Here is a 20,696-nt window from a genome sequence, read left to right as displayed (position 1 = left end):
CGCGCTACCGTGCGCCACGTGCCACTCCGTCTAGGGACAACCGCGGCCGGACTCGTGACCGGATACGTAGCCGACGCTCTGTTCGGTGACCCCCGAACGGGCCATCCGGTCGCTCTGTTCGGTACCGCCGCGGCCCGGCTGGAACACCGTCTGTGGGCTGACTCGAAGCCGCGCGGGGCCGCGTACGCCGCGCTGTGCACCTTCGGCGCCGTCGGCCTCGGCGTCGCGCTCCAGACGGCGACGCGGCGACGTCCCTTCGCGCGCTTCGTCCTCACCGCCGCGTCCACGTGGGTTGTCCTCGGCGGACGCGGCCTGGCCGCCGAAGGCACCGAAATGGCCCGCCTGCTCGAAGCGGGCGAAGTGCCCGAAGCGCGTCAGCGGCTTTCGCACCTCTGCGCGCGCGACGCGACAGCCCTCGACTCCGCCGAGCTGACCCGCGCGGCCACCGAGTCGATCGCCGAGAACACCTCGGATGCCGTGGTCGCGCCCTTGTTCTGGGGAGCCGTCGCCGGGATGCCGGGCCTCCTCGGCTACCGCGCGCTCAACACGCTCGACGCGATGGTCGGCTACCGCTCACCGCGCTACCGCCGCTTCGGCTGGGCCGCGGCGCGCGCGGACGACGTAGTCAACCTGGTGCCGTCGCGGATCGGGGCGGCGCTCACGGCGTTGTGCGCGGGCGGCCGGGCCGCGGAGTCCTGGCGGGTGTGGCGCCGGGACGGCGGCCGCCACCCGAGCCCCAACGCGGGCCAGGTGGAAGCGGCGTTCGCGGGAGCGCTGGACATCCGCCTCGGCGGGACGAACAGCTACGGCGGCGAGGTGGAGAGCCGGGCCCGCCTCGGCGAAGGCCGCGACCCGCAGCCGACGGACCTGCGCCGAGCGGTGCGCCTCTCCCGGCTGGTGGGGGCGGCCGCGGCGGCCATCGCCGCCGTCGCGGCCCCCGCCACTCGGCGGTTTCCAGGGGTGGTTGCAGCACGTGAGTGTTCAGGAGTTGCTGATGCCTAGGCCGGATCGAGACTGTGCCTTGGGGGCTCCGGGTCGGTGGGCCGAGCGGGGTGGCAGGCCGTTGACCGCCGAGCGGGTGACCTACATGGCGCTGGTGGAAGCAGGAACTGGCAGCAGGGAAGCGGCCCTGGAGGTCGGGGTCGGCTACCGGACCGTGAAACGCTGGCGGGCCGAGGCCACGGCACTTCCGCCGGCGCCAGCGGTGCACCGGCACGCACGGTTCGCCGCGGCCACGAACATGCCGGTCTACTTCTGCGACCCGCACGCACCCTGGCAACGCGGATCCCACGAGAACACCAACGGACTGCTGCGCCAGTACTTTCCCCAAGGGGCCGACCTCGCGGTCCGCACTGCCGGGCACCTCGACACGGTCACGATCGAACTCAATGACCGACCACGGCGATCTGTGGACAACTCGGCCCGCGCCGGGCTGGCTTTGGACAACCGGCGATGAGCGGGCTGCTCGTCGCCGGGACGACGTCCGATGCCGGGAAGAGCCTGGTCACCGCCGGGATCTGCCGGTGGCTTGCGCGCCGGGGGGTGCGGGTGGCGCCGTTCAAGGCGCAGAACATGTCGAACAACTCCATGGTCTGCGCCGACGGTGCCGAGATCGGCCGCGCCCAGTGGGTGCAGGCGCGGGCCGCCGGGGTGGAACCCGAAGCGGCGATGAACCCCGTGCTGCTCAAGCCGGGCAGTGATCGGCGCAGCCACGTCGTCGCGCTCGGGAAGCCGTTCGGCACTCTCGAAGCGGGGGAGTACGCCACCGGCCGCGCGGGGCTGGCCGAGATCGCCTTCGGTGCGTTCGAGGACCTCCGCACGCGCTTCGACGTCGTCGTCTGCGAAGGCGCCGGCAGTCCGGCGGAGATCAACCTGCGCGGCGGCGACTACGTCAACATGGGGCTCGCGCGGCGGTTCGGGCTGCCGGTGCTGGTCGTCGGCGACATCGACCGCGGCGGCGTGCTCGCGGCGATGTTCGGCACCCTCGCGCTGCTGTCGGCCGAGGACCAGGCCCTGGTCGCGGGCTGGGTGGTCAACAAGTTCCGCGGCGACGTCGGCCTGCTGCGGCCGGGCCTGGACAGCCTCGAGAAGATCACCGGACGGCCGGTGCTGGGCGTGCTGCCCTGGCTGGACCGGGTGTGGATCGACTCGGAGGACGCTCTCGCCGTGGCGGGCTGGCGCCGCGAAACGCTCGGTGGTGGCCTCGGCGTGGCGGTCGTCCGGTTCCCGCGCGCGTCCAACGCCACCGACGTCGACGCACTGGCCGCCGAGCCCGGGGTCACGGTGACGCTCACCGCCGACCCCGATGTCGTCGCGGCGGCGGACATCGTGGTGCTGCCGGGGTCGCGCGCCACCGTGGCCGACCTGGCCTGGCTGCGGGAGCGCGGCCTCGACACGGCGCTGACGGACCGGGCCGCCGCGGGCCGCCCGGTCCTGGGCATCTGCGGCGGCTACCAGATGCTCACCGAGTCCATTGTGGACGAGATCGAATCCGGCGCGGGCGAGGTGGGGGGCCTCGGCCTGCTGCCCGGACGGGTGACGTTCGCCGCGGAAAAGGTGCTCGCCCGGCCGGCGGGGGCGTGGCGCGGCCATCCGGTGGACGCCTACGAAATCCACCACGGCTCGGTGATCGCCACGACCCCGGCAGAGTCCTTCCTGGACGGTCGGCGCGCGGGAGCGGTCTGGGGCACGATGTGGCACGGCGCCTTCGAGAACGACGCCTTCCGCCGCGCATGGCTCACCGAAGCGGCGGCGCAGGCGGGAGTCGGCTGGACGCCGGCGCCGGACGCGCCCGGCTTCGGTGAACTGCGCGAGGAGATGCTGGACAAGCTGGCGGACGCGGTCGACGAACACCTGGACACGGACCTGCTGCGGACGTTGCTGGAGCACGGGGCGCCGCCGGACCTGCCGTTCGTGCCGCCGGGCGCGCCTTAGCCCGGCCGGGCCGGAGTGCGGCCGGCCGGAACCTTGCCGGCCGCGGGTTTGCCAGCCGGGGTTTGCCGCCTTGCTGGCCTTGGCCTCGCTGGCTGGGGCCTTCGCGACCCGGGTGACTTGCCGACCAAGGCCCCGCCGGGCGGCGCGATCGCCCGGAGCGCGCCCGGCCCGCCGCACGCCCGGCCCGCCGCACGCCCGGCCCGCCGCGCAGCGTTTCCGCCCGGTGCGCCCGCACCGCCGCCGATGGCCGGTCCGCGGTCGCTCGTTGGTCCGGCGGATCTGGCGCGACTGTGCCGAAGCCCACCCGCGGCACCGCCGTGTCCCCGCAAGAACCCACCCGGATCGGACGGACGCGACCGCGGACCGGCTTGATACCGCCGGGTCAGGCGGTGACTGTGGTTCGGCGGTTCAGGGCCTTCTCCGCGAATGCTCCGAACGTCAAGCCCAGCGCCAGCCACAGCGTCACCTGGGTGCCGACCGAGGCTGTTCGGAAGCTCCACAACGTCGAGGCCGGGAACTCTGCCGGGATCTCGTCGACCACCGGCATCAACCAGGCCACGATGCCGATCACCGCGAGGTAGCCCGCCGCCGCGAGGAGGAACGCGTTCCAGGCGCCCAGGCGGTCTGCCAGCTTGCGGCCGAACACCGTGGCGAAGATGCCCACCAGCAGGGAGACCGCGACGAAGCCGAAGTACAGCTCGGTCCGGGAGCCGATCGTGCCCGGCTGGCCTACCGCCGGCGGGTTGGCCGGGTACTTCAGGAACGGCACCAGGAACACCACCGTGAACGCGCCCGCCGTGAGCAGCAGCGCCGTCAGCCGGGGGCGCAGCGCACCGAGCCGTCCCTGGGCGAACGCGAACGCCAGCGACAGCAGGCCGCCGATTGCGACGCCGTAGACGAGTACGCCGGTCAGCAGGCCGAGCGTGCTCTGGATGTCGCGAGGGACGAGCTCTTCTTCTTCCGCGGACGGAGCGGGAGCAGGAGCGGAAGCATCGTGGGAGTGCGAGTGACCGCCGGACTCCTCGAGGCCGATGGCGGCGTTCACCGACGGCTCACCGAAGGCGTAGGCGAACCCGAACGCGAGCACACCGGCGATCAGGCCCGCGAGCATGCCGCGGACCAGCAAGGTCTTCATCATGGGAGTACGTGCCCGCCGATCAGTGGCAGGGGAAGGCCAGCAGGTGCCGGCCGTCGTGCACGAACTCGTGGACGTACATGTTCGCGAACACCGCCGTCGCGCCCTGCTCGGCGCTCACGAAGTAGAGCGCGATCAGTGCCAGGAGCACCACGAACACCGCCCACGGCACGATCTCACGGATCGGGATGCGGATCGGGAGCGGAACGGCGGGAGCTGCCGTCTGGGTCATGGCGTGGCCTCCTCGGGCTTTCGCGGCCTCATCGGGGTCTCTCACGACGGTCCGGGTCTGGCTTCCCCCTGGCGGGGGTCACAGTGGCGCGACCGCGCGGACTTGCACCGCGTTCCGGAATCCGTCGTCTGGCCGGTTGAGCGTAGGTCCGCCGTTTGGGCTGCGTCAATGTGACAATGCCGCGGTGACTCGAATGGTGGCCGCCCTCGATGTGGGCGGGACGACGATCAAGGCCGCGTTGCTCGACGAGCAGCTGCAGCCCAAGGCGGCACTGCGCGCGGAGACGGCCCGCAGCGCGGACGGGACGGCGCTGGCCGCGCAGACCGCGGACATCGTGGCCGCGCTGGCCGAGCAGGCCGGGACCGGGCGACCCGCGGCGGTGGGGGTGGTGGTGCCGGGGATCGTCGACGAGGAGACCCGCGTCTGCCACTTCTCGGCCAACCTCGACTGGCGCGAAGTCCCCTTCGGCGAGCTCCTGGAAGACCGGCTCGGGCTGCCCGTCGCCTTCGGGCACGACGTCACCGCGGGCGGCATCGCCGAGTTCCGCGTGGGCGCCGGGCGCGGCGCGACGAACGCCGCGTTCATCCCGGTCGGCACCGGCATCGCGGCCGCGCTGCTGCTCGACGGCCGGATCCACCGCGCGCACGGGCAGGCCGGCGAAGTCGGGCACATCGACGTCGGGCACGCCGGCAAGTGCGGCTGCGGCGCGACCGGCTGCCTCGAGGCGATCTCGTCGGCGGCCGCGATCGCCCGCCGCTACACCGAGCGCACCGGCCGCCCGGCCGACGGCGCCCGTGAGGTCGTCGAGCTGGCGCGACGCGGTGACGAGGTCGCTGTCGCCGTCGTCCAAGACGCGCTCGACGGGCTCGGCCACGGGATCCGGACGCTGCTGACGCTGCTCGGCCCGGAGGTGATCGTGCTCGGCGGCGGCCTGTTCACCGCGGCCGACTACGTGCTGGAGCCGGTGCGCGAGTGGCTGGCCGCGCACCTGACGTTCCAGCGGATGCCGGAGCTGCGGATCGCCGAGCTGGGCGACGAAGCCGGGCGGCTGGGCGCCGGGCTGCTGGCGTTCGACCTGCTCGACGCCTGATTCCTCCGAAGGCCACCACCGGGCGAACCCGGTGGTGGCCTTCGCCCCCAGCTCAGAGTGAACGCAGGAAGGCCAGGGACGGCATGAAGAAGTACTCGCCGCCCCGCAGCGTCACCGCCTGCGGCACCGGGCCGGCCGTCCGCTGCGTGGAGCCGCCCCACTCCACGGTGTAGTCCGACGACCCGCGCTCGCCCTGGCCGATCACCGGGTCCAGGCCCGGCGTGACGCCTTTGACGATCGGGAAGCCCGGGTTGTCCGCCCAGACCGCCTGGGTGAACTCGAACTGGTTGCCAGGACGGAGTTGAAGGCCATGAACAGCAGCCCGACGCCGCCGCTCGGCCGGGCCGCGGGCGGCACGTCGGCGTTCGGGTCGTCCGGGCGCTCCCCGTACGTGACGCCGCGGCGGGCCATCAGGTGGCGCCGCTCGGCGGCCGGGTCTTGGGCGTTGCCGGAGCCGCGCGGGTTCGTCTTGCGGATGTGCGCCTGGAACGGGCACTTCAGCGCGGCGCGGTCGCTGTCGTAGGTGAAGTTGTTCGACACCGGGCTCTCGGCGCCGTCTTCCCGTTGGGTGGTCAGCGGCGTGCCGTCCTCGAAGCGGCCGATGATCATCGCCCCGGCCCGCTCGCGGTCTTCGCCGGTGAGGCCGAGCGTGTCGGCCAGATCCGCTTCGGCCTGCTTGAACCGCCGGACGTTCTGCTCCAGTTTGCGGAAAACGAAATAGCTGCCGAAATGCACGCCGGGATCCGGCGCCGCGGTGTCGGGAACCAGTACCTGCTCGAGCGGGGCCGCCGGATTCCACACGTTGATGCCGTCGGTGTTGTTCTTCTCGGCGTCGACGTCTTCGGCCAGGAACAGCGGCTGGCTGCGGCCGTCGACGTACCCGAAGTGCTCGATGCCCTCGCCGCGCGCGTTGACGCGGCCGAGGCCGGTTTCCTCCGCGAGCACGGTGGCCGAATCCGGCAGCAGACCGAGGATTTCGTTGCGGCGGGCCGTCATCGCCTTGTCCGTGGCGTCCCCGACGAGCACGACGGCGTGGATTTCGCCGCGGTAGCCCGGATCGAACGTCGAGCGCGGCGGGTCGTTCAGCTGCTGCCGCGTGGCCGCAGCCGTCATCCCGCGCAGGAACGCCTCGTCCTGCGGGAAGTTCTCGACGCCGAGAGCGCGGTAGCCGGCCGCGGTGAGCCCGACGCCGACATACGGCGTGCCCGCGCCGCCGGCGGTCTTGAACGCGCTCACCTCGTCGAGGTGTGCCTTGGCGGACTTCATCTTCCCGGTGACCGAGACGAGGAAGCCGCGCGCCTCCGCCGCGTCGCCGAAGGCGAGGAACAGGGCGGACAGGTGGTCACGGACGTGGGCCTTGAGGATGTTCGGCTGCAGTTCGCCGAGCATCGTCGCGGCATCGCCGGTCGCCGTGGTCCAGGACAGCGTGGTGGACAGATCGACACTCATTCGGGTCCCCTCCCGTGTGAAAAAAGCCCGCCTCTCGGCGGGCACCCGGCCGACCGAATCCCCCCTCGGCCGACCGGGTCCCCTGAATACAGAGTGCAGTGCCGGAGGCCGGCGGTGCCACCCGATTTCCGGTTTCACACGAAAGATTAAGTTGAGCGCGAAATAGTTTCGGAGAGGAAACAAATGGCCCGGCGGCCGGATCGGTGCTGCCGCCTGGTGGGCGTCCACAAGGGACGGGGAAACCCGGCGGAAAGGGGGATCGTGGCCCGCCGAGTCAGCCGAGCGTGGTGGTCGCCGCCAGCAACTCGGCCAAGGCCTCGCGGACCAGTTCGGCGAACTCCCGCTCGTTGTCCGGTGCGACCCAGCGGGCGAAGCCGGTCGAGAACGCCAAGCCGCCGATTTCGGCGGCGAGGCGGGCCGTCGGGTCCGGGACTCCCCGCGCGCGCAGGGCGTCGGCCATCGCGGCCCGCAACGTCGCGAGCTTCAGCAGTTCGCGCTCGTGCAGGTCGCGGTGGCCGGCGACCACCGCCCGGACCTGGCGCGCCCGCTCCCGGCGCTGCGGCCCGAACGGGGCCGTGGCCGCCGTCAGGGCCGCCGCGATCGCCTCCATCGGGGTCGCCGAGGCCGGGGCCGCCGCGATCGCCTCGGCGAAGATCCGGCTCAGCAGTTCCTGGCCCGCGAAGAGCACTTCGCGCTTATCGCTGAAGTGGCGGAAGAACGTCCGCTTCGTCAGCCCGGCCCGCTCCGTGATCTCGGCGACCGTGACGCTGTCGTACCCGCGCTCGCCGAACAGGTCGAGCGCGGCGTCGAGCAGGCGCTCGCGCGTGTTCGGCTCCCAGCGGCTCATGTCCCCAGCCTAGGCGATGACACCGGGTGTCATTACGGTGCTATGGTGATGGCACCGGGTGTCATCATCAAAGGAGAAACCTCATGCGTGTGTTCGTCACCGGCGCGTCCGGCTGGATCGGCCGGGCCCTCGTGCCCGAACTGCTCGGCTCAGGCCACGAAGTCGTCGGGCTCGCGAGGTCGGCCGAGGCGGCCGAGACCGTCGCCGCGATGGGCGCCGACGTCCTTCGCGGCGACCTCACCGACCTCGACGTCCTGGAGAAGGGCGCGGAAAGTGCCGACGGCGTCGTCCACCTCGCCTTCGGCCACGACTTCAGCCGGATGGACACCGCGATCCGGACCGACGCGGCCGCGGTCGGCGCCATGAGCGCGGTGCTGGCCGGCAAGCCCTTCGTCGCCGCTTCGGGGACGCCGATGGTGCCCGGCCGGCCGGCGACCGAGCAGGACGATTCGGTTTTCGCGGGTCCGGTGGCCGGCCGCGGGGACATCGCCAGGGCCGTCCTCGCGACGGCGGAACGCGGCGTCCGTGCGTCCCTCGTGCGCCTGCCGCGTTCGGTGCACGGCGAAGGCGACGCCCACGACCTCATCGCCCGCCTGGTCGCTCTCGGGCGCGAGAAGGGCATCGCCGCGTACGTCGGCGACGGGACGCAGCGCTGGCCCGCGGTCCACGTCCTGGACGCCGCTCACTTGTTCCGGCTCGCGCTCGAGCAGGCCCCGGCGGGGGCCGTGCTGCACGCGGTCGGCGACGAGGGCGTGCGGATCCGCGATGTCGCCGAGGTGGCCGGCCGCCGCCTCGGCCTGCCGGTGAAGTCCGTGACGGCCGAAGAGCTCGGCTTCCTCGGCGCGATCCTGGCGCTCGACCAGCCGGCGTCCGCGAACACGACCCGGGAGCTGCTCGGCTGGCGGCCCACGCAGCCGGGGCTGCTGGACGACCTCGAGCAGGGGTACTACGACCGCTGAGGAACTCGTGCTTGAAGTAGCTGGTTGTTTCAGTCGGGACTGAAACAACCAGCTACTCCTCGGAGGAAAGCGATGACTCCTCCGACCAGGACTCCGCCGGCCAGATCGCCGAGACGATCCGGGCCGGCCGCGCCTCGCTGACTTCGAACACGCGGTTCCTCGCCGCCATCGGCCTGGTGCCGTTCCTGCCCGGCGACGCCTTCCAGCGGATGACCCGCGAGCTGACCGCGCACGTCGACACCGCCCGCCGCCCAGGGCTTCGACGATCCGCGCTACCGGTTCTGACCGCTCTCCGGCAGTGCGAAGTGGTGGTACAGCGCCGGCGGAGGTGGCGACGATGACACCTCCGCCGGCGCCGGGTCCTACGCGATCGGCCGGTCCGTCGGCGCGATCGGGCGGGGCAGGACGTCGCGGCCGGTCAGGTACGCGTCGACGCCGGCCGCGGCGCTGCGGCCCTCCGCGATCGCCCACACGATCAGGGACTGGCCGCGGCCCATGTCGCCGGCCACGAACACGTTGTCCAGGCTCGTCTTGAACGCCTTGTCGCGGGCGACGTTGCCGCGCGCGTCCAGCTCGACGCCGAGGTCCTCGATGAGGCCCTTCTTCTGCGGCCCGAGGAAGCCCATCGCGAGCAGGACCAGCTGCGCCGGCAGCTCGCGTCCCGAGCCGGGCACCGGGACGAACTTGCCGCCCTCGTTGCGGACCTCGACCAGCTTCAGCGCGCGCACGCGACCGTCGGCGTCACCCAGGAACTCCTGCGTGTTCACCGCGTAGAGCCGCTCGCAGCCTTCTTCGTGCGCCGAGGACACCCGGTAGATCATCGGGTACGTCGGCCACGGGTGCGCGTCCGAACGCGCCTCGGGCGGCTTCGGCATGATCTCCAGCTGCGTCACCGAACGCGCGCCCTGGCGGTGCGACGTCCCGACGCAGTCCGCGCCCGTGTCGCCGCCGCCGATGACCACGACGTCGAGGCCCGCAGCGGAGTACGGCGACTCGGAAAGCTCGCCCGAAGCGACCCGGTTGGCCGGCGGCAGGAATTCCATCGCCTGGTGGATGCCGTCGAGGTCCCGGCCGGGGATCGGCAGGTCACGCCAGTCGGTCGCGCCACCGGCCAGCACCACGGCGTCGTAGGACGAAGTCAGCTCGGCAGCGGAAATGTCCACGCCGACGTTGACCGACGCCCGGAACTCCGTGCCCTCGGCGCGCATCTGGTCGAGCCGCCGGTCGAGGCGGGACTTCTCCATCTTGAACTCGGGGATGCCGTAGCGCAGCAGCCCGCCGATCTTGTCGGCCCGCTCGAGGACCACGACGCTGTGGCCCGCGCGCGTCAGCTGCTGCGCCGCGGCGAGACCCGACGGGCCGGACCCGACGACCGCGACCTTCTTGCCGGTGAGGGCAATGGGCACCTGGGGTGTCACCCAGCCCTCGTCGAAAGCCCGGTCGATGATCGAGATCTCGACCCGCTTGATCGTCACCGGGTCGTCGTTGATCCCGAGCACGCACGCGGTTTCGCACGGGGCGGGGCACAGCGTCCCGGTGAACTCCGGGAAGTTGTTCGTCGCGTGCAGCCGTTCGATGGCCTGCTGCCAGTCCTCGCGCCAGGTCAGCGTGTTCCACTCGGGGATGAGGTTCCCGAGCGGGCAGCCCTGGTGGCAGAACGGGATGCCGCAGTCCATGCACCGGCCGGCCTGCTTCTGCAGCTTCGTCGTGGCGAAGTCTTCGTAGACCTCTCGCCAGTCCATCAGCCGCAGGTCGACCGGGCGGCGCTTCGGTTCTTCGCGGGTGGTGGTCAGAAAGCCCTTGGGGTCAGCCATGTGCGGCCTCCATGATCGCCTCGTTCACGTCGCGCCCGTCGCGCTCGGCCTGCACCTGGGCGGCGAGCACGCGCTTGTAGTCCTTCGGCATGACCTTCCCGAAGCGGTCGACGCCCGCGTCCCAGTCGGCCAGCAGTTCCCGCGCGACCGCGGATTCCGTTTCGTTGTAGTGCTTCTCCAGCGTTTCCCGCAGGAAGTCCGCGTCCTCGGAGTCGAGCGGGTCGAGGTCGACCATCTCCGGGTTGACGCGGTGCGCGGGCAGGTCCAGCACGTACGCGATACCGCCGGACATGCCGGCCGCGAAGTTGCGCCCGATCGGGCCGAGCACGACCATCCGGCCGCCGGTCATGTACTCGCCGCCGTGGTCGCCGACGCCTTCGACGACGGCCAGCGCACCCGAGTTGCGGACGCAGAACCGCTCGCCGACCTTGCCGCGGATGAAGATCTCACCGCTGGTCGCGCCGTAGGCGATGACGTTGCCGGCGATGATCTGCTCCTCCGCCACGTACTGCGCGTCGCGCGGGGGCCGCACGATCAGGCGGCCGCCGGAGAGGCCCTTGCCGACGTAGTCGTTGCCGTCGCCGTAGAGCCGCAGCGTGACGCCCTTCGGCACGAACGCGCCGAACGACTGGCCCGCCGTCCCGGTGAAGGTGACGTCGATGGTGTCGTCCGGCAGCCCTTCGCCGCCCCACCGCTTGGTCAGCTCGGAGCCGAGCATGGTGCCGACGGTCCGGTTCACGTTGCGCACGGGCAGTTCCAGCCGCACCTTGTCGCCGGAGTTCAGCGCGCCTTCGGCCAGCTGGATCAGCGTGTTGTCCAAGGCCTTCTCGAGGCCGTGGTCCTGCTTCGTCTGCTGCAGGCGCAGCCCGGCCGGGGCCATCTCGGGCACGTGGAAGATCGGCGACAGGTCGAGCCCGGCCGCCTTCCAGTGGTCGATGGCCTTGCGCTTGTCGAGGAACTCCGCGTGCCCGACGGCCTCGGCGATGGACCGGAAACCCAGCTCCGCCAGGTACTCGCGCACTTCCTGGGCGATGAACTCGAAGAAGTTGACGACGTATTCGGCCTTGCCGCTGAACTTCTCGCGCAGCTTCGGGTTCTGCGTCGCGACGCCCACCGGGCAGGTGTCGAGGTGGCAGACGCGCATCATGATGCAGCCCGACACCACCAGCGGCGCGGTCGCGAAGCCGAACTCCTCGGCGCCGAGCAGCGCCGCGATGATGACGTCGCGGCCGGTCTTGAGCTGGCCGTCGGTCTGCACGACGATCCGGTCGCGCAGCCGGTTGGCCAGCAGCGTCTGCTGCGTCTCGGCCAGGCCGAGCTCCCACGGGCCGCCCGCGTGCTTGATGGACGACAGCGGCGAAGCGCCGGTCCCGCCGTCGTGGCCCGAGATGAGCACGACGTCGGCGTGGGCCTTGGACACGCCGGCCGCGACCGTCCCGACGCCGACCTCGGACACGAGCTTCACGTGGATGCGCGCGTCCGGGTTGGCGTTCTTGAGGTCGTGGATCAGCTGCGCCAGGTCTTCGATCGAGTAGATGTCGTGGTGCGGCGGCGGGGAGATCAGCCCCACGCCCGGCGTCGAGAACCGCGTCTTCGCGATCCACGGGTACACCTTCGCGCCGGGCAGCTGCCCGCCCTCGCCGGGCTTCGCGCCCTGCGCCATCTTGATCTGGATGTCGTCGGCGTTGACGAGGTACTCGCTCGTGACGCCGAACCGGCCGGACGCGACCTGCTTCACGGCGCTACGCCGCTCGGGGTCGTACAGCCGCTCCGCGTCTTCGCCGCCCTCACCGGTGTTGGACTTGCCGCCGAGGCGGTTCATCGCGATGGCGAGGGTCTGGTGCATCTCCATGGAGATCGAGCCGTAGGAGATCGCGCCCGTGGCGAACCGCTTGACGATCTCCGAAACCGGTTCGACCTCGTCGATCGGCACCGGCGCCCGCTTGCCGTACTTGAAGTCGAACAGCCCGCGCAGCGTCAGCAGCTTCTCGGCCTGGTCGTCGACGGCCTTGGTGTACTCCTTGAAGACCTCGTACTTCCCGGCCCGCGTGGAGTGCTGGAGCTTGAACACCGTCTGCGGGTTGAACAGGTGCGGCTCGCCTTCGCGGCGCCACTGGTAGTCCGCGCCCGTTTCGAGCTCGCGGTGGGCGGCCCGGACGCCGTCGGCCGGGAAGGCGTACTTGTGCCGCTTCGCGACCTCGTCGGCGAGCGTCTCGAAGCCGACGCCGCCGAGGCGGGACGTCGTGCCGGTGAAGCAGTTGTCGATGACCTCTTCGCCGAGCCCGATCGCCTCGAAGATCTGCGCGCCGGTGTAGGACGCGACCGTCGAGACGCCCATCTTGGACATCGTCTTGCGGACGCCCTTGCCGAGCGCCTTGATCAGGTTCTGCGTGGCCTGCTTCGGCGTCACCCCGGGGATCAGGCCCTGGTGGGCCATCTCCTCGACGGTCGCCATCGCCAGGTACGGGTTCACCGCGGCGACGCCGTAACCGATGAGCAGCGCGATGTGGTGCACCTCGCGCGCGTCGCCGGCCTCGACGATGAGGCCGACCTGCGTGCGCGTCTTCTCGCGGACGAGGTGGTGGTGCACCGCGCCGGTCAGCAGCAGCGAGGGGATCGGCGCGTGGTTTTCGTCGAGGCCGCGGTCGGACAGCACGATCAGCCGGGCGCCGTCCTCGATCGCCTCGGAAACCTCGGCGCGGATCTCGTCGAGCCGTTTGATCAGCGCCTCGCCGCCGCCGTGCACGTTGTACCGGCCGAGCACGGTGACGGCCTGGAACTCCGGCAGCGTGCCGTCGTCGTTGACGTGCACCAGCTTGGCGAGCTGGTCGTTGTCGAGCACCGGGAACGGCAGCGCGATCCGGCGGCAGCTGGCCGCGTTGCCTTCCAGGAGGTTCGGCTCGGAGCCGATCTGCGTGCCGAGGGCGGTGACGAGCTCCTCGCGGATGGCGTCCAGCGGCGGGTTCGTCACCTGGGCGAACAGCTGGATGAAGTAGTCGAAGATCAGCCGCGGGCGGCTCGAGAGCGTCGCGATCGGCGAGTCGTTGCCCATCGAGCCGATCGGCTCCGCGCCGGTGCGGGCCATCGGCTCGAGGATGGCTTCGAGCTCTTCCTCGGTGTAGCCGAACGCCTGCTGGCGGCGGACGAGCGCGGCGTGCAGCGGGACCTCGCGGTCGCGCTCGGGCAGGTCTTCGAGCTGCAGCAGGCCGGCCTCGACCCACTCGTCGTACGGGTGCGCGGTGGCCAGCTCGGTCTTGACCTCCTCGTCCTCGATGATCCGGCCTTCGACGGTGTCCACGAGGAACATCCGGCCGGGCTCGAGGCGTCCCTTCCGGACGATCGTCGCCGGGTCGATGTCGAGCACGCCGACCTCGGAGGCGAGCACGACGAGGCCGTCGTCGGTCACCCAGTACCGGCCGGGGCGCAGGCCGTTGCGGTCGAGGACCGCCCCGATCTGGGACCCGTCGGTGAAGGCGACAAGCGCCGGGCCGTCCCACGGCTCCATCAGCGTCGAGTGGAACTCGTAGAAGGCGCGTCGCGCCGGGTCCATTTCCTGGTGGTTCTCCCAGGCCTCCGGGATCATCATCAGGACGGCGTGGGGCAGCGAGCGGCCGCCGAGGTGCAGCAGCTCCAGGACCTCGTCGAAGCTCGCCGAGTCGCTGGCGCCGCGGGTGATCACCGGGTAGACGCGCTTGAGGTCGCCCGGGATCAGGTCGGTCTCCAGCAGCGCCTCGCGGGCGTCCATCCAGTTGCGGTTGCCGCGCAGGGTGTTGATTTCGCCGTTGTGCGCCACGTACCGGTACGGGTGGGCCAGCGGCCACGACGGGAACGTGTTGGTGGAGAAGCGGGAGTGCACGAGCCCGATGGCGCTGGTGACGCGCTCGTCGGTCAGGTCGGCGAAGAACCGCTCGACCTGGGGCTCGGTGAGCATTCCTTTGTAGACGATCGTCCGCGACGACAGCGAGGGGAAGTAGACGTCGTCTTCGACGAGCTCGTGCTCGGCGCGCTTGCGGACGCAAAAGGCGCTGCGCTCGATGTGCAGCGGGTCCGAATGCTCCGGCTTCGGGCGGCGCGCGGCGAGGAACAGCTGCGTGAAGTGCGGCATGGTCTCGGCCGCGGTCGGCCCGCAGTGCTCGGTGTGCACCGGCAGCTCGCGCCAGCCGAGGACACGCATGTCCTCCTCGGCGGCGATGCGCTCGATGGTCGTCATGGCCCGGCCGCGGCGCTTTTCGTCCTGCGGCAGGAAAGCCGTGCCGACGGCGTAGGTGCCCGGCTCGGGGAGCTCGAAGTCCACGACTTCGCGGTAGAACTCGTCCGGGATCTGGATCAGGAGCCCGGCGCCGTCGCCGGTGTCCGGTTCGGCGCCACGAGCCCCGCGGTGTTCCAGATTGCGCAACGCAACCAAAGCCTTGGCGACGATCGCATGATCTCGGCGCCCGGTCAGGTCGGCGACGAAGGCGACACCGCAGGCGTCGTGTTCGTAGTCGCTCCGGTAGAGGCCCGCGGCCTCGGCGTTGCTGAGCTGCTCCCCGGACGGGGGCAGGGAACTGGCACGGTGGGTCACGGCTGGCCGCCTCCCAAGGCGTTGGCGCGACCGGTACTCACTCCATCGAGTGGTTCGAGCTGAACCGGTTAACGAAGTGGTCCGGGACCGCGATGGTCAGTCGAGAACAGTTGCTGTTGTCGGCGTGGTCGAAGTGCAAGATGCCGCGCGGCACCGGCCGAGCGTCGATGCTCGGAAACCGGACGCGATCATCTGGGAGGCCGCACAACACTGGGCAGCCGAACATGTCGGGTGCTGCGAGCGCGCACAGGCCGGCCACTGTGGTGGGGGCCGTCCGGAGCGCGCGGTGTTACTCCCGGGTTCGCCGGGTCTTATGACGATAGTGTGAATTCGCTGTTATCGACATACGTCGTTGCGCCCGGGTGGGAAATGCCACGCTTGCGTTGACGGCACCAGGGGTAGTCCCATATGTCGGGCCGGCTCTCCCGCAGAGCGAGCGATAACGCCGCTGAACTGCGGAAATGTCCGTCCGAAGTGGTCCGAGGCGGCTGTCGTACCCCTGGTCCGGGGTGGCAAGCTGGGTGCATGGCGGACTTGGCCGATGACTGATCGTTATCTCTCCGTGGCTCGTGAAGGTGTCCACGAGATCGAGATCAAGCGCTCCCGGTTCCTCGGCGCGCTCGCTCCGGTGACGTCGGAAGAGGCCGCGCGCGAGTTCATCGCGGCCCGCCGGCGCGCGGATCCGGGTGCACGGCACCACTGTCACGCCTTCGTCCTCGGCCCGGACGGGCGGACGCAGCGGTCCAGTGATGACGGTGAGCCGGCCGGTACCGCGGGCACGCCGATGCTGGAAGTGCTGCGCCGGCGCGAACTGACCGACACGGTCGCGGTGGTGACGCGGTACTTCGGCGGGGTGCTGCTCGGCGCGGGCGGTTTGATCCGCGCGTACGGTCAGTCCGTTTCGGACGCTCTGGAAGTTGTTGGTGTACTAGAACACCGGCGTCTCAGGCTCGTCGAGGTGGCGGTGAGCTACGACCGCGCGGGCCGGCTGGAGAACGATTTGCGCGCGTCGCCGTACCTGCTCCACGCGACCCGCTTCGACGAGCGCGCCCGCTTCGAGGTCGGTCTGGCTCCGGGTGAGGGCGAGGCGTTCGCGAGCTGGCTGGCGGACCTGACGAACGGCGAAGCGACGACGACCGGGCGCGGCGACCACTGGGTGGTCCACCGGCACTGAGTGGTCCGGTCGCGGAACCGGTTGGCGCACAACGAACTTTCGGTGCTTCCGCCGGCCGGTCCTGTCGTGGCACCATGTCGTGCCACCGAGTTCCGGTACCACTTCGATCCCCCTGGACGTTGCCGGCGCGGCACAAGCCAAGCTGACAACGTTGTCACCGCTCGTTCTGCTTGCCCGACAACGTTGTCGCCCAGCGGAAAAGGTGCGACAAGGAGAGGAAGGGCCATGTCCAGACCACTGGCCAAACGGGTGTGCGCGGCCGCGCTCGCCGCGGTGTTCGTGGGAGCGGGGCTCGTCGCCCCGGCCGCCAGCGCCGCGACGCTCGCCCTCACGCAGTACGTGAACCCCTTCATCGGCACCGACAACAGCAACTCGCCCAACCCGGTGCCCGGTGGCGCCGGCGGCAGCACCTACCCGGGGGCGGTCGTGCCGTTCGGCATGGTGCAGTTCAGCCCGGACACCCCGACCGCGTCCCCGTCCGGTTACCGCTACGGCGACAGCAGCATCGAGGAATTCAGCCTCACCCACTTCAACGGCGCCGGCTGCGCCAACAACGAAGACCTCGGCCTGCTGCCGATCACCGGCGCCATCGGCACCTCGCCGGGCACCGGCTGGACCGGGTACGCGGGCCACTACACCAAGGCGAACGAGTCGGCCGCCCCCGGCTACTACAAGAACAAGCTCGACACCTACAACACGACCGTCGAGCTGTCCGCCACCCAGCGCTCCGGCTTCATGAAGCTGACCTACCCCGGCACGACGTCCGCGCGGCTGCTCGTGAACACGAGCCGCAGCGCCACCGGCAGCCGCAGCGGGTCGATCAGCATCAACGGCAGCCAGGTCACCGGTTCGGTGACCGGCGGCGGGTTCTGCGGCTCGTCGAAGACCTACCAGATCTTCTACGTCATCCAGTTCGACCGCGCGCCCAGCGGGTTCGGCACCTGGCTCGGCGGCACCGTGAACGCCGGGTCGGCGAGCACCAGCGGCACGAACTCCGGCGGGTACGTCACCTTCGACACCTCGAGCAACACCACCGTCCAGGCGAAGGTCGGCATTTCGTTCGTCAGCCTGGCCAACGCGCAGGCGAACCTCGCCGCCGAGAACCCCGGCTTCGACTTCGCCGGGATCCGGGCCGCGGCCGACACGAGCTGGAACACCATCCTCAACCGCGTCCAGGTGACCGGAGGCGCCGCCGCGGACCTGCAGAAGTTCTACACGGCGCTGTACCACGTCTTCCAGAACCCGAACATCGCCAGCGACACGAACGGCCAGTACCGCGGGTTCGACCAGGCGGTGCACACCGCGTCCCACACCGTCTACCAGAACTACTCCGGCTGGGACATCTACCGCTCGTGGGCCGCGCTGATCGGGCTGCTCGCGCCGAACGAAGCGAGCGACATCGCGAAGTCGATGGTGCTGGACGGCCAGCAGGGCGGGTTGCTGCCCAAGTGGTCGCACAACAGCAACGAGCACTTCGTGATGACCGGTGACCCCGGGCCGATCATCGTCGGCAGCATGTACGCCTTCGGCGTCCGCGGCTTCGACACCGCGGCGGCGCTGACGCTGATGGACAAGAGCGCGAGCGGCGGCGCCACGCAGGGGCAGGCGATCCGCGGCCGGGAAAGCGGCTACCTCAGCCGGCACTACGTCTACGAAGACCCGTCGGACTCGCTCGAGTACTCGGCGTCCGACTTCGCGGTGGCGCAGTTCGCGAAGGCGGTCGGCGACACGACGAAGTACACCACCTACATGCAGCGGGCCCAGTGGTGGCAGAACGTGTTCGGCCCCGATTCCGGCTACATCCAGCCGCGGGGCAGTGACGGCAACTGGGCGTGGCCGGTCGTGCCGTCGAGCAACAGCGGCTACACCGAGGGCAATCCTTCGCAGTACACCTGGATGGTGCCCTACAACTACCAGGGCGTGATCAACCTGATGGGTGGCCGCCAGACCGCCGTGCAGCGGCTGGACCACCACTTCACCCAGCTCAACGGCGGCCTGACCCAGCCGTACTTCTACATCGGCAACGAACCCGAGCACGGCGTGCCGTGGGCGTACAACTACGCCGCCCACCCGCAGGGCACCAGCTCCGCGGTGCGGCGCGTGATGAACGAGTCGTTCACCACCGGGGCGGGCGGCCTGCCCGGCAACGACGACCTCGGCGCCACCTCGGCGTGGTTCGTCTTCGCCGCGCTGGGGATGTACCCGGCGACGCCCGGCGCCGACGTCCTGGCCCTGCACGGGCCGCTGTTCCCGTCGGCGTCGATCATCCGGCCGTCGGGGACGATCCAGATCACCGGCAGCGGCGCGGGCCAAGGCGCCCAGTACGTGCAGAGCGTGAGCGTCAACGGCGTCTCGACGACGAAGTCGTGGATCCGCTACGGCGACATCGCGGGCGCGAGCACGCTGAGCTACACGATGGGCTCGTCGCCGAGCGGCTGGGGCACGAACGTGTCGGACGTGCCGCCGTCGTACAACGACGGGTTCACGCCGCCGCCCGCCGCCCCGGAGCTGGGCACGAACCTGGCGCTGGGCAAGGCGGCCACGGGCTCGGCGACGTGCAACTCGGCCGAGGGTGCGGCCAACGCGGTCGACGGCAGCCTGGCGAACAACAGCAAGTTCTGCAGCACCGCCGCGACGAAGTACCTGCAGGTCGACCTCGGGTCGGCGCAGAACGTGTCCTCGTTCGTGGTCAAGCACGCCGGTCTCGGCGGCGAGACCACGGGCTGGAACACGGGCGCTTTCACGATCCAGACGTCGACCGACGGCTCGACGTGGACGACGGTCGCGTCCGTGACCGGGTCACGGGCGAGCCGCACGTACCACCCGATCACCACCCGATCGGCGCGGTACGTGAAGCTCAACCTGACCACGCCGGCCAACGACGGCAACGGCGCGGCGCGGATCTACGAGTTCGAGGTCTACCGCTGACCCCTCGTGAGTGTTTAGGCGGGTTCTAACCCGCCTAAACACTCACGACCGGGCTGCGGTAGACCACTCTTCGCGGGTGATGGCGTACTCGACGTCACCGTGCTCGCTGCCCGGGGCGCGTTCGTGCTCCGGGAACTCCTCGAAGTAGGTCCGGACGAGCGTCATCCCCAGCTTTTCCATCACGCGCCGCGAGCGCTCGTTCACCACCATGGTGGACGCCGTCACGCGGGTGACCCCCAGTTCGGTGAACCCCTTCGCGAGCAGGGCCGCGGAGCCTTCGGTGCCGTAGCCCTTGCCCCACGCCCTCCGGTGCAGCCGGTAGCCGAGCTCGGGCTCGTCCGGCGGGTCGTCCGGGCGGGGACGGAAATGGAACCACCCCAGGAAGTCGCCGGTGCTCTTTTCGATCGCCGCCCAGAACCCGTAACCGGGAAAACGCTCGTAGTAGCCGAGGAACGCGGGGAGATCCAGGGTGACGATCTCGGTGCGGTCCGCCGGCCGTCCCCCATTGAGGTACTTCATCACGGCCGGGTCGTCGTAGAGCTCGAAGAGCGCATCGGCGTCGTTCTCGGTGAACCGGCGGAGGATCAGCCGCCCGGTTTCGAGGAATACCTGCATCGGGTGATGCTGTCAGTGACCCCAGTGTGTGGCAACGTGTTTACGCGGCGGCGGCGAAGACCTCGCCCAGCGCCGCGAAGCCGGCCTCGGTGAGCAGCGCGGGCACGCGCTCGCCGCACTTGCCGGGCCGTGCGGGTGCGATCAGGCCGAGCCGCGCGAGGCGGTGCACGGTGGTCTGGTCGCAGCAGCTCAGGCCGTCGATGAAGAGGTCGGGCTCGCAGCTGCAGCTGATCTCGGCGTGGCCCCCGGCCACGGCTCTCAATGTGGCCCGCTCACGATGGTTCAATGCGGTGATCATGGCGGCGCCTCCTTCCCGTTGTACCCATTAGACGCCCTGCCACCGACAGTTTCCGCCTTTTAGCGTGCGAACCCGGGTATTCCGGGTGTTTCCCTAGGGGTGGCGTGTCGTGCCGGACAGGGGTAGCCCCCGGATACCCCTAGGGAAGGGGTTCAAGCGTCGTCTTCCGCAGGTGCCGGAAAACGATCGACGTCCGGAACCCGACGATCTCGCGGCGCAGGGCCAGCCGGTCGGTCAGGAATGCGTGCAGCGCGTCGATGTCCGGAGTGGTCACCTCGATCAGGAAATCGTCGTTTCCCGCCGTGACGTACACCGAGAGCACCTCCGGGAGTTCGGCGATCGACCGCTGGAAGGAGTCGATCACCGCCCGGCTCAACGGCCGCACCTGCGCCGTGACGAGCGCCCGGACGCCGCGGTTGAGGCTCGCCAGGTCGACGTCGGCGTGGTAGCCGCGGATGACACCGCGTTCGCGCAGCAGCCGGATGCGTTCGAGGCACGTCGAGGGCGCGATGCCGACCTTCCGGGCGATGTCGCGGTTGGTCTGGCGCGCATCCTCCTGCAACAGCCGCACGATCGCCGAATCAAGTTCGTCCAGCACCGGGCCCTCCGTATCCATACCGAATTTCGTTCGGCAACCGCGCTCGGCCGCCGATGTTC

At 70.6% G+C, this 20,696-nt stretch carries 14 protein-coding genes and 2 pseudogenes; 7 read left to right on the top strand and 9 right to left on the bottom strand.

Annotated elements, in window-relative coordinates; translation table 11 throughout:
• Nucleotides 1–18 precede the first annotated feature (18 nt).
• From C2L58_RS12010 to C2L58_RS12000, 3 genes and pseudogenes are all read left to right on the top strand, one after another.
• Nucleotides 19–1,002 (top strand): cobalamin biosynthesis protein, encoded by a 984-nt coding sequence (locus tag C2L58_RS12010; RefSeq protein ID WP_103337693.1) that lies wholly within the window; start codon nucleotides 19–21, stop codon nucleotides 1,000–1,002.
• A 211-nt stretch (nucleotides 1,003–1,213) separates the two neighbouring features.
• A pseudogene (locus C2L58_RS50370) lies at nucleotides 1,214–1,456 on the top strand (IS30 family transposase); the annotation flags it as partial.
• Entirely contained in the window at nucleotides 1,453–2,934 is a 1,482-nt protein-coding gene (locus tag C2L58_RS12000; RefSeq protein ID WP_103337644.1) for a cobyric acid synthase, read from the top strand. The pseudogene C2L58_RS50370 and the gene C2L58_RS12000, both read left to right, overlap by 4 nt.
• A gap of 382 nt (nucleotides 2,935–3,316) precedes the next feature.
• Here C2L58_RS12000 and C2L58_RS11995 read toward each other — a convergent pair whose 3' ends face one another.
• Together C2L58_RS11995 and C2L58_RS11990 are read right to left on the bottom strand one after the other, a co-directional pair.
• Nucleotides 3,317–4,072, bottom strand: a complete 756-nt coding sequence (locus C2L58_RS11995) for a CbtA family protein (protein ID WP_103337643.1) — start codon at nucleotides 4,070–4,072, stop codon at nucleotides 3,317–3,319.
• 19 nt (nucleotides 4,073–4,091) lie between these two features.
• The gene (locus C2L58_RS11990) at nucleotides 4,092–4,301 is read right to left on the bottom strand and encodes a CbtB domain-containing protein (RefSeq protein WP_003069169.1); all 210 of its coding nucleotides are present in this window, start codon (nucleotides 4,299–4,301) and stop codon (nucleotides 4,092–4,094) included.
• A 193-nt stretch (nucleotides 4,302–4,494) separates the two neighbouring features.
• Between C2L58_RS11990 and C2L58_RS11985 the strand changes: the two genes are divergently transcribed.
• A complete protein-coding gene (locus tag C2L58_RS11985) occupies nucleotides 4,495–5,391 on the top strand; it encodes an ROK family protein (protein WP_103337642.1) in 897 nt (298 codons plus the stop codon).
• A gap of 52 nt (nucleotides 5,392–5,443) precedes the next feature.
• Here the strand turns inward: C2L58_RS11985 and C2L58_RS11980 are convergent.
• Both C2L58_RS11980 and C2L58_RS11975 read right to left on the bottom strand, forming a co-directional pair.
• A pseudogene (locus C2L58_RS11980) lies at nucleotides 5,444–6,840 on the bottom strand (Dyp-type peroxidase).
• A gap of 274 nt (nucleotides 6,841–7,114) precedes the next feature.
• Nucleotides 7,115–7,687, bottom strand: coding sequence for a TetR/AcrR family transcriptional regulator (locus C2L58_RS11975; protein WP_103337641.1), 573 nt, complete (start codon nucleotides 7,685–7,687; stop codon nucleotides 7,115–7,117).
• Nucleotides 7,688–7,770: 83 nt separating this feature from the next.
• Between C2L58_RS11975 and C2L58_RS11970 the strand changes: the two genes are divergently transcribed.
• A complete protein-coding gene (locus tag C2L58_RS11970; RefSeq protein WP_103337640.1) occupies nucleotides 7,771–8,646 on the top strand; it encodes an SDR family oxidoreductase in 876 nt (291 codons plus the stop codon).
• Nucleotides 8,647–9,008: 362 nt separating this feature from the next.
• On the opposite strand, the gene C2L58_RS11960 is transcribed toward C2L58_RS11970, so the two are convergent.
• Both C2L58_RS11960 and gltB read right to left on the bottom strand, forming a co-directional pair.
• Complete coding sequence (locus C2L58_RS11960; RefSeq protein ID WP_103337639.1) at nucleotides 9,009–10,460, bottom strand: glutamate synthase subunit beta; 1,452 nt, start codon at nucleotides 10,458–10,460, stop codon at nucleotides 9,009–9,011.
• Complete coding sequence (gltB, locus tag C2L58_RS11955; protein WP_103337638.1) at nucleotides 10,453–15,024, bottom strand: glutamate synthase large subunit; 4,572 nt, start codon at nucleotides 15,022–15,024, stop codon at nucleotides 10,453–10,455. The genes C2L58_RS11960 and gltB overlap by 8 nt, the downstream gene beginning before the upstream one ends.
• A 541-nt stretch (nucleotides 15,025–15,565) precedes the next feature.
• Here gltB and C2L58_RS11950 point away from each other — a divergent pair.
• Complete coding sequence (locus C2L58_RS11950; RefSeq protein WP_103337637.1) at nucleotides 15,566–16,198, top strand: YigZ family protein; 633 nt, start codon at nucleotides 15,566–15,568, stop codon at nucleotides 16,196–16,198.
• Between the two features lie 225 nt (nucleotides 16,199–16,423).
• The gene (locus tag C2L58_RS11945; protein WP_103337636.1) at nucleotides 16,424–19,126 is read left to right on the top strand and encodes a GH92 family glycosyl hydrolase; all 2,703 of its coding nucleotides are present in this window, start codon (nucleotides 16,424–16,426) and stop codon (nucleotides 19,124–19,126) included.
• 42 nt (nucleotides 19,127–19,168) lie between these two features.
• Here the strand turns inward: C2L58_RS11945 and C2L58_RS11940 are convergent, their stop codons facing one another.
• The 3 genes from C2L58_RS11940 to C2L58_RS11930 all read right to left on the bottom strand — a co-directional run bounded on the left by C2L58_RS11940 (nucleotide 19,169) and on the right by C2L58_RS11930 (nucleotide 20,634).
• Nucleotides 19,169–19,741 (bottom strand): GNAT family N-acetyltransferase, encoded by a 573-nt coding sequence (locus C2L58_RS11940; RefSeq protein WP_103337635.1) that lies wholly within the window; start codon nucleotides 19,739–19,741, stop codon nucleotides 19,169–19,171.
• Between the two features lie 40 nt (nucleotides 19,742–19,781).
• A complete protein-coding gene (locus C2L58_RS11935; protein ID WP_199191225.1) occupies nucleotides 19,782–20,039 on the bottom strand; it encodes a hypothetical protein in 258 nt (85 codons plus the stop codon).
• A gap of 139 nt (nucleotides 20,040–20,178) precedes the next feature.
• Nucleotides 20,179–20,634, bottom strand: coding sequence for an Lrp/AsnC family transcriptional regulator (locus tag C2L58_RS11930; RefSeq protein ID WP_103337692.1), 456 nt, complete (start codon nucleotides 20,632–20,634; stop codon nucleotides 20,179–20,181).
• Nucleotides 20,635–20,696: the final 62 nt, after the last annotated feature.

This window comes from Amycolatopsis sp. CA-126428 (assembly GCF_002904335.1).
GTDB lineage: Bacteria > Actinomycetota > Actinomycetes > Mycobacteriales > Pseudonocardiaceae > Amycolatopsis.
This window is presented reverse-complemented; position numbering and strand designations above follow the sequence as displayed.